At 66.8% G+C, this 14,271-nt stretch carries 14 protein-coding genes; 7 read left to right on the top strand and 7 right to left on the bottom strand.

The window, feature by feature from the left end; translation table 11 throughout:
• Positions 1-78 precede the first annotated feature (78 nt).
• From G5A07_RS08215 to G5A07_RS08205, 3 genes are read right to left on the bottom strand one after another with little or no spacing between them, the layout of a single operon-like run.
• Complete coding sequence (locus G5A07_RS08215) at positions 79-1,191, bottom strand: ABC transporter permease (protein WP_049412557.1); 1,113 nt, start codon at positions 1,189-1,191, stop codon at positions 79-81.
• Entirely contained in the window at positions 1,188-2,111 is a 924-nt protein-coding gene (locus G5A07_RS08210; protein ID WP_010486131.1) for an ABC transporter ATP-binding protein, read from the bottom strand. The genes G5A07_RS08215 and G5A07_RS08210 overlap by 4 nt, the downstream gene beginning before the upstream one ends.
• A 20-nt stretch (positions 2,112-2,131) precedes the next feature.
• The gene (locus tag G5A07_RS08205; RefSeq protein WP_019337149.1) at positions 2,132-3,088 is read right to left on the bottom strand and encodes an HlyD family efflux transporter periplasmic adaptor subunit; all 957 of its coding nucleotides are present in this window, start codon (positions 3,086-3,088) and stop codon (positions 2,132-2,134) included.
• Positions 3,089-3,577: 489 nt separating this feature from the next.
• Between G5A07_RS08205 and G5A07_RS08200 the strand changes: the two genes are divergently transcribed.
• The 7 genes from G5A07_RS08200 (at position 3,578) to G5A07_RS08170 (ending at position 9,508) form a co-directional block, all read left to right on the top strand.
• Entirely contained in the window at positions 3,578-4,564 is a 987-nt protein-coding gene (locus G5A07_RS08200) for a PhoH family protein (protein WP_010486137.1), read from the top strand.
• Positions 4,561-5,046 carry an rRNA maturation RNase YbeY gene (gene ybeY, locus G5A07_RS08195; protein ID WP_005408831.1) on the top strand — a complete coding sequence of 162 codons (486 nt, stop codon included), beginning with the start codon at positions 4,561-4,563 and terminating at the stop codon, positions 5,044-5,046. Before G5A07_RS08200 ends, ybeY begins: the two co-directional genes overlap by 4 nt.
• A gap of 41 nt (positions 5,047-5,087) precedes the next feature.
• The gene (locus G5A07_RS08190; protein ID WP_191863134.1) at positions 5,088-5,696 is read left to right on the top strand and encodes a hypothetical protein; all 609 of its coding nucleotides are present in this window, start codon (positions 5,088-5,090) and stop codon (positions 5,694-5,696) included.
• Positions 5,696-6,283 (top strand): hypothetical protein, encoded by a 588-nt coding sequence (locus tag G5A07_RS08185; RefSeq protein WP_019337146.1) that lies wholly within the window; start codon positions 5,696-5,698, stop codon positions 6,281-6,283. The genes G5A07_RS08190 and G5A07_RS08185 overlap by 1 nt, the downstream gene beginning before the upstream one ends.
• Positions 6,284-6,347: 64 nt before the next feature.
• The gene (locus G5A07_RS08180; RefSeq protein ID WP_100471821.1) at positions 6,348-7,229 is read left to right on the top strand and encodes a transporter associated domain-containing protein; all 882 of its coding nucleotides are present in this window, start codon (positions 6,348-6,350) and stop codon (positions 7,227-7,229) included.
• Complete coding sequence (locus G5A07_RS08175) at positions 7,226-8,479, top strand: DUF4105 domain-containing protein (protein ID WP_191863133.1); 1,254 nt, start codon at positions 7,226-7,228, stop codon at positions 8,477-8,479. Before G5A07_RS08180 ends, G5A07_RS08175 begins: the two co-directional genes overlap by 4 nt.
• Positions 8,480-8,485: 6 nt before the next feature.
• The gene (locus tag G5A07_RS08170) at positions 8,486-9,508 is read left to right on the top strand and encodes a magnesium and cobalt transport protein CorA (protein ID WP_019337144.1); all 1,023 of its coding nucleotides are present in this window, start codon (positions 8,486-8,488) and stop codon (positions 9,506-9,508) included.
• A 75-nt stretch (positions 9,509-9,583) separates the two neighbouring features.
• On the opposite strand, the gene G5A07_RS08165 is transcribed toward G5A07_RS08170, so the two are convergent.
• The 4 genes from G5A07_RS08165 to potA all read right to left on the bottom strand — a co-directional run bounded on the left by G5A07_RS08165 (position 9,584) and on the right by potA (position 13,936).
• The gene (locus tag G5A07_RS08165) at positions 9,584-10,948 is read right to left on the bottom strand and encodes an NAD-dependent succinate-semialdehyde dehydrogenase (protein ID WP_191863132.1); all 1,365 of its coding nucleotides are present in this window, start codon (positions 10,946-10,948) and stop codon (positions 9,584-9,586) included.
• Between the two features lie 83 nt (positions 10,949-11,031).
• Positions 11,032-11,874: an ABC transporter permease subunit gene (locus G5A07_RS08160; RefSeq protein ID WP_008267688.1), complete on the bottom strand. Its 843-nt coding sequence runs from the start codon at positions 11,872-11,874 to the stop codon at positions 11,032-11,034.
• On the bottom strand, positions 11,871-12,803 hold the full coding sequence (locus G5A07_RS08155; RefSeq protein WP_043400427.1) for an ABC transporter permease subunit: 933 nt from the start codon (positions 12,801-12,803) through the stop codon (positions 11,871-11,873). The genes G5A07_RS08160 and G5A07_RS08155 overlap by 4 nt, the downstream gene beginning before the upstream one ends.
• On the bottom strand, positions 12,800-13,936 hold the full coding sequence (potA, locus tag G5A07_RS08150) for a polyamine ABC transporter ATP-binding protein (protein WP_010486163.1): 1,137 nt from the start codon (positions 13,934-13,936) through the stop codon (positions 12,800-12,802). Before potA ends, G5A07_RS08155 begins: the two co-directional genes overlap by 4 nt.
• Positions 13,937-14,271 lie beyond the last annotated feature (335 nt).

The raw sequence follows: 14,271 nt of genomic DNA, 5'->3' as shown, positions 1-14,271 counted from the left end.
GTCTGGGTGTGCCGACCAACGGTCGGCACCCACCGGAAATGATGCCGGCCAGCGGCCGGCACTACCGAATGACAGGCCTTAATCCAATCGCTTGCGGAAGCGCAGGATCGCCAGCGTCATCATCACCACGATGAAGGCCAGCAGCGCCAGCGCGTCGTGCCACAGCTCCCACAGCGAGGCGCCGCGCAGCATGATGCCGCGCACCAGCCGCAGGAAGTGGGTCAGCGGCAGCACTTCCGCCAGCCATTGCACCGGCCGCGGCATGCCCGCAAACGGGAACATGAAGCCCGACAGCAGGATCGACGGCAGGAACAGGAACAACGTCATCTGCATCGCCTGGAACTGCGAGCGCGCGCGCGTGGAAATCAGCAGGCCCAGTGCGAGGTTGGCCAGCACCAGCAGTACTGCGGCCAGGTAGATGTCCAGCAGGCTGCCGCGGATCGGCACCTGGAACAGCCAGGTGCCCAGCACCAGCACCAGCGTGGTCTGCAGCAGGCCAATCGCTGCATAAGGCAGCACCTTGCCCACCATCAGTTCGCTGCGCGACACCGGCGTGGCGATCAGCAGCTCCATGTTGCCGCGCTCGCGTTCGCGCACCACCGCCACGGCCGTGAACATCACCAGGGTCATGGTCAGGATCACCCCGATCAGGCCCGGCACGATGTTCACCGCCGAGCGCCGCTGCGGGTTGTAGAAGCTGGTCACGCTGATAGGACCACTGGCGATGCTGCCTTCGCGCAGGGGACGCGTGTTGCTGGTCGGACGCGTGTCCAGCGGCACCTGCGCCAGCTGGATCGCTGCGCTCTGCACCACGGTGTCGCTGCCATCGACCAGCACCTGCACTGCTTCGCGACCGTCGAAGCGGCGACGCTCGAAGTCGGCCGGCACCACGATGCCGACACTGATCTCGCCACGGCGCAGCGCCTGCATCAGCTGGTCGGGCGTGTACGCCTCGCTGCGCGGCGTGATCACGCCGGTGGCGACCATGTCCTGCACCAGCGCGCGCGAGGCGGCACTGTTGGCCTGATCGGCGACACCGGCGTCGAGGTGACGCAGGTTGAGATTGATCGCATAGCCGAACAGCAGCAGCTGCATCACCGGAATGCCGACGATCATCGCCAGCGTGATGCGGTCGCGCCGTAGCTGCCGCAGTTCCTTGAGCATGATCGCCCACAGCCTGCGCAGGTTCATTCCGCCGGCTCCCGGCCACGACCACGGGTGGCGGCCACGAACACGTCTTCCAGGTTCGGTGCCACCTTCTCGATGCTGGCCTGCGGGTCAGCACTGGCCAGCGCACGGCCCAGCACTGCGATGTCCGCCGCTCCCTCATTGCACAGCACGCGCAGATGGGTGCCGATCTGCGCCACGCTGAGCACGCCGGGCAGATCGGCCAGTGCGCGGCTGGCCAGGCGCGGCTGCGACGCGGTGACCTGCAGCGTGCGCCCTTCCAGCCGTGCGCACAGTTCGGCCGGCGTGCCGTCGGCCACCAGCGCGCCACGATCAAGGATCGCCAGGCGGTGGCAGCGCTCGGCCTCGTCCATGTAGTGGGTCGAGACCAGCACGGTGGTGCCCGCATCGGCCAGTTCGAACAGGGCCTCCCAGAAATCGCGGCGCGATTCCGGATCGACTGCGCTGGTCGGCTCGTCCAGGAACAACAGCTCGGGCGCATGCACGACGGCGCCGGCCAGCGCCAGGCGCTGCTTCTGGCCACCACTGAGGGTGCCGGCCAGCTGCGGCTGCCTGTCCAGAAGACGATACTGCTGCAGCAGTTCGTCGACCCGCTGCCGGGCCTGCGCGCGTGGCAGATCCTGGATGGCGGCGAGGAATTCCAGGTTCTCGCGTACCGAAAGATCTTCATACAACGAGAAGCGCTGGGTCATGTAGCCGATGCGCCGGCGCAGTGCTTCGGCCTGCTCGGGAACCGCCAGGCCCAGCACCTCGATCTGCCCGGCACTCGGTTCCAGCAGGCCGCACAGCATGCGGATGGTGGTCGACTTGCCCGACCCGTTCGGCCCCAGGAAGCCATAGACCTGGCCACGCGGCACGGTCAGGTCGACATTGTCCACGGCCAGCAGATCGCCGAAGCGGCGGGTCAGGCCCTGCGCGTGCACCGCGATGTCCGCACCGGTGTTCAGAAGCGCACCTGTACCGGAAGGCCCGCTGGCAGCTTCTGCATGTCGCTGTTCCCGTCCACTTCGATCTCGGCCAGATAGCTCAGGCGCTCGACGTCATCACCGGTCAGTGCGTAGTACGGCGTGAACGACGGCTCACTGCGGATCGCACGCACGTGCCCCGTCAGCACCGTGCTGCCTCCCTCCAGCTGTATCTGCGCGGCCTGTCCGACCTTGACCTGCAGGCGCAGCGGTTGCGGCAGGTAGACGCGTGCATAGGGGCGCTCGCCGACCAGCATCACCGCCAGCGGCGCGCCGACCGGCGCCTGGTCCCCCTGCCGGTAAGGCAAGGCATCGACCACGCCGTCGCGCGGTGCGCGCAGCTGCAGCTTCTGCAGGTTGACGCCCTGCACCACCTGCTGTGCCTGTGCGGCATCCGCGGCCGCCTGGCCCTGGGCGATATCCTGCACACGGCTGCCGTGCACCCGCTCCAGCCAGGCCTGCTCGGCAGCACGCGCGCTGGCCTCGGCATTGCCGGCAGCGGCGCGTGCACGATCCAGTTCAGCGGCGGCAATCAGGCGCTGCCGTGCCAACGGCTGGACACGTCGGTAATAGGCAGTTGCTTCGGCAGCCTGTGCGCGCAACGCGGCCAGTTGCGCCTGGGCCTGCGCGATCTGCTCCTGGCGTGGACCGATCTGCAGTTCTTCCAGCTGGGCCTGCGCACGCGCCGCATCAGCCTGAGCCGCGGCGAACTGCGCGTCTCCCCGCGCCGGGTCCAGGCGCATCAGCACGGCCCCGGCCTTGACCTGCTGTCCCTCGCGCACCTCCACCGTGGCGATGACTTCGGCCGCCGGCGCCGGCACCGTGATCCGGTCCCATTCCAGCGTGCCCAGTGCAGTCGGCGTTGACTGCCCACACCCCGCCAGCAGGCCGATGCCCGCCAGTCCGATTCCACGCATCCCGTTGCCGATGCCCATGCCCATGCCATCCCCTCCTGCGACGGCGACACGGTGCCATGTGCCCCGTGCACCCTCAATGATTCCGATCAGCCCTGACGGTTTTTTCACCACACGTGGGCAAGCCTTTTGCCGCAAGGCTCCGCACCACCTATCCACAGGTTGATTCGGCATCATTCCACAACCGCTGTGGAAATCCGCAGGGACGTGGCTTTGTTGCTCGCCCGGCAACGAAACCTGCACTGCCATCACGATGAATGACCCCGTACAGGCCACCCGTGGCAGTGCTGCCGCAGCGACGAACGGCCATGACGCTTTTTTCACCAGGACCTCATGGGCCTTGTGGCACAAGCATCGCAGAGGTCTATCCACAGGTTTCCCGCGTGCCCCGTCCACACCGGGTGTGGAAAACGCTGTATCGACCGTCTGCTGGCCGTGTGCCCCGCACGCGCGCTACCCTTGTCCTCCCTGAATACACTGCGGTGGAAGGCGTCGGCCCCACCCCAAGCAATGAAAAGCATCGATCATCGAGACTTCACCCTGTCGCCGGAAGACAACGAGCGACTGGCCAACCTGTGCGGCCCCTTCGACGGGCACCTGCGCCAGATCGAGCTGAAGCTCGGCGTGGAGATCGCAAATCGTGGCTTCGTGTTCCGCATCAGCGGGCCCAAAGAAGCCATCGTCGAGGCGCAGAAGCTGGTTGAAGCGCTGTACGCCGAAGCCGGCGAAACCACCTTCGACAACCACGCCATCCACCTGCGCCTGGCGCAGGCCAATGTCGAGCAGATCGCCGAGCGCTCCTATGAAGCGCAGGACGTGGCGATCAAGGTCAAGCGCGGCACGGTGCGCGGCCGCGGCGCAAACCAGGGCCGCTACCTGCACCAGATCGCCACCCACGACATCAACTTCGGCATCGGCCCGGCCGGTACCGGCAAGACCTTCCTGGCCGTGGCCAGCGCGGTCGAAGCACTGAATGAATCGCGGGTGCAGCGCCTGATCCTGGTGCGCCCGGCGGTGGAGGCCGGCGAGAAGCTGGGCTTCCTGCCCGGCGACCTGAGCCAGAAGGTCGATCCCTACCTGCGACCGCTGTACGACGCCCTGTACGAGATGATGGGCGTGGAGAAAGTGGTCAAGCTGCTGGAGAAGAACGTCATCGAGATCGCACCGCTGGCCTACATGCGCGGCCGCACGCTCAACGATGCGTTCGTGATCCTGGACGAAGCACAGAACACCACCATCGAGCAGATGAAGATGTTCCTGACCCGCCTGGGTTACGGCTCCACTGCGGTGGTCACCGGTGACCTGACCCAGACCGACCTGCCCAAGCATGTGAAGTCCGGCCTGCGCGACGCCATCGACGTGCTGCGTGAGGTCGAGGGCGTGAGCTTCACCTTCTTCGAATCCCGTGACGTGGTCCGCCACCCGCTGGTCGCACGCATCGTCAGCGCCTACGACCGCCGCGACCTGCATCAGATCCAACCTGGAGCAACTCCATGACCCGTGGTCCCGTGCGACTGGACGTCGCCGTCAGTTATGCCCTGCCGCGTGCCGGCCTGCCGGCGGCAGTGAGCTTCCGCAAGTGGGTGGCCGCCGCGTTGAAGGGCCGCATCCGCGAGGCCGATCTGGCCATCCGCGTGGTCGATGCCAAGGAAGGACAGTCGTTGAACCGCCACTACCGCGGCAAGGACTACGCCACCAACGTGCTCAGCTTCCCGGCCGAAGTACCCGAAGGCCTGCCCAAGGGCGTCAAGTTCCCGCTGCTGGGTGACCTGGTGATCTGTGCACCGGTGGTGGCACGCGAGGCCGACGAACAGGGCAAGGCGCTCAATGCCCACTACGCGCACCTGACCGTGCACGGCGTGCTGCACCTGCTCGGCTGGGACCACGAGGACGACAAGGAAGCCGAGGCGATGGAGCAGCTGGAACGGGAGATCCTGGCCGAGCTGGGCATCGACGACCCATACGCGGGCGAGCGCTGAGCGGGCCACCGCCCGTCGCCACGACTACAAGGGGATCAAGGATGACTCCGGGAAACAGCTTCACGGCGTTTGCGATGAGCGCGGGCCTGTTCGCCGGCCTGCTGATGCTGGGCGCGTACACCGTGCGTCGCCTCAGCGCTCGTGAACCCGCCGGCAGGCACTGGCTGCTGCGCAGCCTCGCCCTGCTCTCGCCTTTGTGCCTGCTGGCTGGGCTGGCGACCGGCATGATCGGCCCCCACCTCACGGGTAGAGCGGAACCCGCCCACCTGCCCGGGCTGTGGGAAACGTCGATGGTGCTGATACTGGTCGGTGCCCTGACCCTGCCGGTGCTGTGGCGAACGCTGCTGCAGCAGCGGCTTGGCAGGCCGGTCAACGCACTCCCGTTCTTCCATGCCAGCCGCACCTCGTTGCTGGTGCTGTTCGTGCTGGCCGTGATCTACATGAAAGTGGCCAGGACAGCCACATCGGAACTGATGCCCTGGCTGACCAGCCCGGGCCTGTGGCCGGCGGTGGCGCGCATCGCGGGGCAATCGATGCAGATCGCCATGCTTGCGGTTGTGCTGACCCTCTCACTGATGGTCGCGCGGCGGGCGATGACCGGATTCCTGCGCCTTCTCACCGGGCTGTTCAGGCGCTCACCGGAGCTATGATGGCGGCCCTTCGCCTGCGGAAACCGCCCGTGTCACTGCGCTGCTGCCTGCCTTTGCTGTGTGCCCTTGCGGTCCCAGCCGCCTTCGCTTCCAGCCTGGACCTGCCGGCGCTGATCGAATGCCGCCAGGGCGTGGCCGATCAGGCCGCGCTGGCGCCGTTGCTGGCCGACCCGCTGAAGGCCGTGGCCCAAGGCCTGCAGCCGCTGCCGCAGGGCAACCAGTTCATGAGTGAGTTCCGCCTGGCCCAGCCGATCAGCGTGTTCGGCATGAGCACCGAGCGGGTGGCCGTGGCCGGCGCCAGCATCATGGCGGTGCTCGACCAGGCCGACCCACGCCCGCTGGCCAAGCGCCTGGCGCTGGAGACCGGCTACGACCAGGACGGCAAGTTCATGGCCGGCCGCGAGCTGGTCAGCCGCGACGTGACCGACCCGAAGACCGGCGAGGCCCAGATCGAGTCGATCATCCTCAGCGTCTCCACCGTGGCCTCCCACCCGGGCAAGACCCTGGCCGGCTGCACCTACAGCCTGGACCTGCCCGAGGAGGAGCCGGCCCCGGCCGCCCCTGCCCCGGCCACCGGCAGTCACTGACAGGCCGTCACATCCTGCTAGACTTGGGCCAACGCCCGGCCTGCCGGGTGCCTTTTTTCCAGAGATGTCAGAAGACGACAGTAGTAGCTCCCCTGCGGAGCACAGTGAAAAGAAGCGCGGCTGGCTTGAACGCCTGACCTCCGCCTTCTCCGGCGAACCCCATACCCGCGACGAGCTGGTCGCTGTCCTGCACACCGCGCAGGAAGAGGGTCTGATCGCCGCCGATACCCTGAAGATGATGGAAGGCGCCATTTCGGTCGCCGAGCTGACCGTGGGCGACGTGATGATTTCGCGCTCGCAGATGGTCTCGCTGCCGGTTGAGGCGCCCTTCCTGGAACTGATGAAGCAGGTGGTCGAATCCGGTCATTCACGCTTCCCGGTGCACGGCGAGAACAAGGACGACATCCTTGGCATCCTGCTGGCCAAGGACCTGCTGCGCGGCGTGGTTGCCGACAACGGCCCGGCCAACGTGCGCGAGCTGCTGCGCCCGGCGGTGCTGATCCCGGAGGCGAAGAAGCTCAATGTGCTGCTGAAGGAATTCCGCCTGTCGCGCAATCACATGGCCATCGTGGTGGACGAGTACGGCGGTGTCGCCGGCCTGGTCACCATCGAGGACGTGCTGGAACAGATCGTCGGCGAGATCGACGACGAGCATGACGAGGCCGAGGATCCCTCGGCGCAGATCGCGATCCAGTCCGACGGCCAGTACGTGGTCGACGCGCTGACCCCGATCGGCGACTTCAACGAGCGATTCGGCGCGACGTTCTCCGACGAGGACTACGACACCATCGGTGGCCTGGTCACCGAGGCCGTGGGCCATCTGCCGGAAGTCGGTGACGAGCTGGCGCTGGACCGTTTCATGTTCCGCGTGGCCCGCGCCGACGCGCGCCGGGTACAGGCCTTCCACGTGACCGTGCTGCCGCCGGACGCGCAGGACGACACTTGAAGCGCCGCGGCCTGATCCTCATGGTGTGGCTGGCACTGTGCGTGCTGGCCATGGCCCTGCCGCTGGCCGCGTTCGCGAAGCCGGCGGCGGCCCCGCCTGCCGCTACGGCGCCCGCCAGTACTGAAGCCCCCGCCCCGCGCATCGGCGTGGTCACCATGCAGCCGGGCACGGTGTTCTTCGAACGCTTCGGCCATGACGCCATCGTGGTGCTTGATCCGGTCAGCGGTGAGGCGACCTCGTACAACTTCGGCTACTTCGACCCGTCCGAGGACGATTTCATCAGCCGCTTCGCACGCGGCGACATGATGTATTACCTGGTGGCGCTACCGCTGCAGCAGGATCTGTCCTACTACGACGAGACCGGCCGTGGCGCCAGCGTGCAGTGGCTGGACCTGCGCCCCGACCAGGCACGTACGCTCGCTGCCGATCTGGCCGAACGGGCCAAGCCGGAAAACGCGCGTTACCACTACGACTACTACACCGCCAACTGCGCCACGATGGTGCGCGACACGGTGGACAAGGCACTCGGCGGCGGCCTGCAGTCGCAGCTGTCGGGGCGCTCGCGCGGCAACACCTACCGCAGTGAATCGGTGCGCCTGGCCTCGCCGGCACCCTGGATGTGGCTGGGCTTCGATGTAGGCCTGGGGCCGTTCGCCGACCAGCCGCTGTCGCGCTGGCAGGAAGCCTTCGTACCGATGCGCCTGGCCGATGCGCTGCGCCAGGCACGTAACAGCGATGGCCGTCCGCTGGTGCAGTCCGAACAGGAACTGCTGCCGCACCGTATCGATCCGGAGCCGAAGGAATTCGCGCGCCGCTGGTGGCCGTGGCTGCTGCTCGGGCTGATCGTGGCCGGCGGCGTGCTGGCGCTGCGCCGCCGTCCGCGCCTGCTGGCCGGGCTGGCGCTGCCGTTCTGGCTGCTGTGTGCCCTGTTCGGCGGCGTGCTGGTGTTCCTGTGGGGCTTCAGCATCCACTACGCCGCGTGGGCCAATCGCAACCTGCTGTTGCTTTCGCCGCTGGCGGTGCTGCTGCTGCCCGGGGCGATCAGCCTGCTGCGCCGGCGCGTGCCGGGCCGCATGTTCAGGATCGTACTGTGGCTGCTGGCGGTACAGGCGGTGGCCGCGCTGGTGCTGCACTGGCTGAGCCTGCAGGCGCAGTACAACGTGCAGTGGATCGTGCTGCTGCTGCCCGTCCACGTCGCGCTGGCATGGGTGCTGGGGCGTACTCCTCACTTGTCCAAAACGCAGCCCTGACGCACGATGGCGGGCATGTCATTGCCCGCCTCCGCTGCCGCGCCCGCCTCGGCCAACCCCGCCTGCGTCATCAACTGCGTCCACTACGATGACGAGGGCAAACGCCACGACATCACCCTGGACGCCATCAGCGATGTCATTGCCGGTGGCAATGGCTTCGTCTGGGTCGGCCTGTACGACCCCAATGACGATGTGCTGTTGAAATTGCAGGAAGAGTTCTGCCTGCACGACCTGGCCATCGAGGATGCGCGCAATGCGCACCAGCGGCCCAAGGTCGAGACCTACGGCAATTCGATGTTCGTGGTGGTGACGACCGCGCAGATGGTCGACGAGCGCATCCAGTACGGCGAAACCCACGCCTTCCTCGGCCCACGCTTTCTGGTGACGGTGCGCCATGGCGCTTCGCTGTCCTACGCCCCGGTACGCGCGCGGGTCGAGCGCGAGCCCCAGCTGCTGAAAATGGGCCCGTCGTACTGCCTGTATGCGGTGACCGACTTCGTGGTCGACAACTACCTGCCCATCGTGCACCGCTTCCGCGACACCCTGGACCTGCTCGAAAAGGACATCTTCGCCGACACCTACAAGCGCAGCACCGTGGTGCGGCTGTACGAGCTCAAGCGCGAACTGAACAAGATGCGCATGGCGGTGGCGCCGCTGCAGGACGTGCTGGCACAGCTGCGTCGCTATCAGGGCGAACTGATCCCCGACGAGGTGAAGCTGTACATCCGCGACGTGCACGACCACGCGGTACGCATCAGCGATGTGATCGACACCCTTCGCGAGATGCTGGGCACCGCACTGAGCGTGAACCTGTCGCTGGTGACGCTGGCGCAGGGCGAGACGGTCAAGCGGCTGGGTGCATGGGCGGCGCTGCTGGCGGCGCCGACGCTGATCACCAGCTGGTACGGCATGAACTTCAGCCACATGCCCGAGCTGAGCGAACCGTGGTCCTACCCGCTGATGATCGTTGGCGTGGGCGGCGTGTGCGTGGGGCTGTACCGGCTGTTCAAGCGCGCCAAGTGGCTGTAGCTCGTATCGACCAACGGTCGATACCCACCAGACCGGTAGGCCACGACCGTTGGTCGTGGCGCATTGCATGATCCATCAAGCCACGTAGACGGTCTTGATGTTCATGAACTCATGGATGCCATGGTCGGCCAGTTCGCGACCGAAACCGGACTGCTTGCTGCCACCGAACGGCAACCGCGCATCGCTCTTGACGATGGCGTTGACGAACGCGGCGCCGCATTCCATGCGCTGGGCAAAGCCTTCGCCGCGCACCGCGTCGCGCGTCCACACGCTGCCGCCCAGGCCGAAACGGGTGTCGTTGGCCACGCGCAGCGCCTCGGCTTCATCCTTGACCCGGATCACTGCCGCCACCGGCCCGAACAGTTCCTCATCGTAGGCCGGCATACCAGGACCCACCTGGTCGAGCACGGTGGCCGGATAGCCGGCATGCGTGCCGGCAATCGGCTCGCCACCGATCAGCACGCGCGCGCCCTTGGCGACACTGGCCTGCACCTGCTTGTGCAGTTCGTCGCGCAGGTCGGCGCGCGCCATCGGCGCCAGCGTGGTGCCGCGCTCGTCAGGGTCGCCATACTGGCGCTCGCCCGCCGCTTCCACGAAGCGACGGGTGAATTCATCGGCCACCGCATCGACCACGATGAAGCGCTTGGCCGCGATGCAGGTCTGGCCGCTGTTGTCGAAGCGTGACTTCACTGCCGCGGCCACGGTCTTGTCGAGGTCGGCATCATCGAGCACCACGAAGGCATCGCTGCCGCCGAGCTCCATCACCGACTTCTTCAGCTGGCTGCCGGCATTGGAAGCGATCGAGCGCCCTGCCCGCTCGCTGCCGGTCAGCGTCACCGCCTTCACCCGCGCGTCGCGCAGCACCTCGGCGGCCTGGTCGTTGTCGATGTGCAGTACATCGAACACGCCATCGGGCAGGCCGCCGTCACGGCACACCGCCAGGATCAGGTCGGCGCACTGCGGCACGTTGCTGGCGTGCTTGAGCACGGCCACGTTGCCAGCCATGAACGCCGGGGCCAAAAAACGGAACACCTGCCAGATCGGGAAATTCCACGGCATCACCGCGAACACGCAGCCGATCGGCTCGTAGCGCACATAGCTGCGCTGGGCTTCGGTGTCGATCAGCTGCGGCTTCAGGTAGTCGGCCGCGTGGTCGGCGTAGTACTCGCAGGCGGCCGCGCACTTGTCGACCTCGGCCAGCGCCTCAGCCTTGAGCTTGCCCATCTCGTGGGTCATCGCCTGCTGCAGGTCATCGCGACGGGCGCGCAGCTGCGCGGCAATCTGGCGAAGGATGGCGCCGCGGTCCTGCAGCGAGTGATCAGCCCAGCCGGGGAAGGCATCGGCAGCGGCCTGCAGGCGCTGCTCGATGTCGGCTGCACCCATCAGTTCATGGCGGTAGGTCACCTGGCCGGTGGCCGGGTTGATGATCTCGACGGTCATGGGGGATCTCCATCTGGAAGACCCCCATTGTGCGCCGCTGTCCGTGAGCCGGGTGTTGCCGGCGCTGTCGACAGGCCGTGTGCTCAGCCGTTGTCCTGCCGCGCCAGCTGCAGATCGCGCTGGCGCCGCTTCTCCGCACGCGCATTGATGTACCAGCCGATCACCGCGGCGATCGACACCGCCGACACCAGCAGCGTGGCCAGTGCGTTGATCTTCGGGCTGATGCCCATGCGCACCGAAGCGAACACCTTCATCGGCAGCGTGGTCGAGCCCGGCGTGGCGACGAAGCTGGCCACCACCACATCATCCAGCGACAGGGTGAACGCCAGCAGCCAGCCTGCCACCAGCGCCGGCGCGATGATCGGCAGGGTGATGCGGCCGAACACGGTCAGCCGGCTCGCGCCCAGGTCCATCGCGGCTTCTTCCAGCGACAGGTCCATCTCCTGCAGGCGCGAGGACACCACCACGGTGACGAAGCACAGTGTGAAGGTGACGTGCGCGATCCAGATGGTGGTCAGGCCACGCGCCGGGAACCCGGGAATCGCACCCATCGAAGCCAGCAGCGCCATCAGCGAGAAGCCGAGGATCACATCCGGCATCACCAGCGGTGCGGTGACCAGCGCGCCAAACAGCGGCTTGCCGCGGAAGCGCTTGAAGCGGGTCATCACCATCGCCGCCAGCGTGCCCAGCACGGTGGCCGTGCAGGCGGTCCAGAACGCGACCACCAGGCTGGTCCACATCGCATCCATCAGCGCGCGGTCGGCGAACAGATCGCTGTAGGCGCGGGTGGAGAACCCAGCCCAGACCATCGCCAGCCGCGAGCTGTTGAACGAATAGAACATCAACAGCAGGATCGGCAGGTACAGGAAGGCGAAGCCGAGCAGCAGCACGCCCAGCCCCAGGCCCTTGGCGCTACGCGGGCTCATGCCTGCTTCCCTTCCAGCAGGCGCTGCTGGGAACGGTTGAACAGCAGGATCGGCACCAGCAGCAGCAGGATCATCGCCACCGCCATCGCCGAGGCGCCCGGCCAGTTACGGTTGTTGAAGAACTCGTTCCACAGCTGGCGGCCCACCATCAGCGTCTCCGAGCCACCCAGCATTTCCGGGATCACGAATTCACCGATCGCCGGAATCATCACCAGCATGCAGCCGGCGATGATGCCCGCCTTCGACAACGGCAGGGTGATGCGCAGGAACGCCTGCCACGGCTTGGCACCGAGGTCGTAGGCCGCTTCCAGCAGGCGGTGGTCGTGCTTGACGAGGTTGGCGTACAGCGGCAGCACCATGAACGGCAGGTAGCAGTAGACGATGCCGATGTAGGCGGCGGTCGGGGTGTCGATCAGCTGCAGTTTCTGCAGGCCCATCGACGTCATGAGCGACTGCAGGCCGGTGAACTGCAGGAACTGGTCGAGCAGGCCGTTGCGGTCCAGGATCGCCTTCCACGCATACACGCGGATCAGGAACGAGGTCCACGACGGCAGCACCACCAGCATCATCGCCACGTTGCGCGCGGCCGGTGACAGGCGGGCGATGGCATAGGCCATCGGGTAGCCGATCAGCAGGGTCAGGAAGGTCGAGATCGCTGCGATCTTGATCGAGCTCAGGAAGGCCTGCGCATAGATCGAATCGCGGAACAGCGCCAGGTAGTTTTCCAGGTTCAGCTTCAGCGAGAAGCCGCCGTCGGCGTACTGCAGCAGCCAGGTGTACGGCGGCGAGCCGACCCGGCTGAGCGAGAAGCTGATCATCAGCACGATCAGGAACGGCACTGCGAAGAACAGCAGCAGCCACAGGTACGGAATGCCGATCACCGTGGCACGCAGCCCCGGCAGCCAGCGCTTCAGGCCGGCCGTGCTCATGAGGTCAGCACCACGCCGTCGTTGTCGCGCCAGTGCACCCACACACTGTCGCCCCAGGTCAGGCCATCGCTGGCCCAGCGCTGCGAGTTGGCGAAGTTGGCCAGTACCTTGGCGCCGCTGGGCAGGCGCACGTGGTAGACCGAATGGCTGCCGAAGTAGGCGATGTCCTCGATCACACCCTGCGCCTTGTTGGTGTGCCCTTCCGGCTCGTCCTTGCCGATCATCACCTTTTCCGGGCGCAGCGCGAACGCGACCGGCTGCCCTTCATAGCCGGTGATGCCATGGGCGATGTAGATCGGCGCCGGGAACAGCGGCGAGCGCACGGTGACGTACTCGGGCAGGTCCTCGTCGATCACCCCGTCGAACAGGTTGACCGAACCGATGAACTCGGCGACAAAGCGGTTGGCCGGCTGCTCGTAGACCTCGTCCGGCTTGCCGACCTGCTGGATCCAGCCGGCATCCATCACCGCGATGCGGGTGGCCATGGTCATCGCTTCTTCCTGGTCGTGGGTGACCATCACGCAGGTCACCCCCGACGATTCGATGATGCTGACCAGTTCCAGCTGCATCTGCGAGCGCAGCTTCTTGTCCAGCGCGCCCATCGGCTCGTCCAGCAGCAGCAGCTTCGGCCCCTTGGCCAGCGACCGCGCCAGCGCCACGCGCTGCTGCTGGCCGCCGGAGAGCTGGTGCGGCTTGCGCTTGCCCAGGTGGCCCATCTGCACCAGGTCGAGCATCTCGCCGACGCGCTTGCTGATCGCATCCTTGCCCAGGCCATCCTGTTTCAGGCCGAAGGCGATGTTCTGCTCGACCGTCATGTGCGGGAACAGGGCGTAGGACTGGAACATCATGTTGACCGGCCGCTGGTACGGCGGCAGCGCGTCCAGGCGCTGGCCATCGAGGGTGATGCTGCCCTTGGTGGGCGTCTCGAAGCCGCCGAGGCAGCGCAGCAGGGTCGATTTGCCACTGCCGGAGCCACCGAGCAGGGCGAAGATCTCGCCCTTGCGCACGTCCAGGTTGACGTCGTCGACGGCGACGAAACCGTCGAATTCCTTGCGCAAATCACGAATGGAGAGATAGCCGGGCGCACCGGTCGTGTCGACGACGGCGGCTACCGGCTGGGCTTCAACGGGCATGGGGGCTCCGGGAGCGGGCGGTGGACAGCGGCCGCCATTCTAACGGCCGGGGGCTGCAGGGGATATGACGGGAGCAGGTGGAAGCGGCCGCTGGCCGGCCTCGGGGCCTCGAGGGGTGTCGGTTTTCCCCCGCCATGCTGGCCTGTCCGCCGGAAGGCCCGGGCTCTCTTCGACGCCCGGGCGGCCGTCCCGACCAGACACCACGGGCAGCAGCCCGATCTGCAACATTTTTCAGAACGGGATCCGTTGAAAGCCAAGGACATTCCCCGCGCAATGCCTCGGATCAAGGCCTTGCATGGACCCACACTGGTGATTCCCCCGGACAGCCCCTCCCC

The organism is Stenotrophomonas sp. AS012628 (genome assembly GCF_010608305.1).
GTDB lineage: Bacteria > Pseudomonadota > Gammaproteobacteria > Xanthomonadales > Xanthomonadaceae > Stenotrophomonas > Stenotrophomonas geniculata.
Note: the sequence above shows the minus strand (reverse complement) of the source record. Positions and strands in the feature narration are given on the sequence as shown.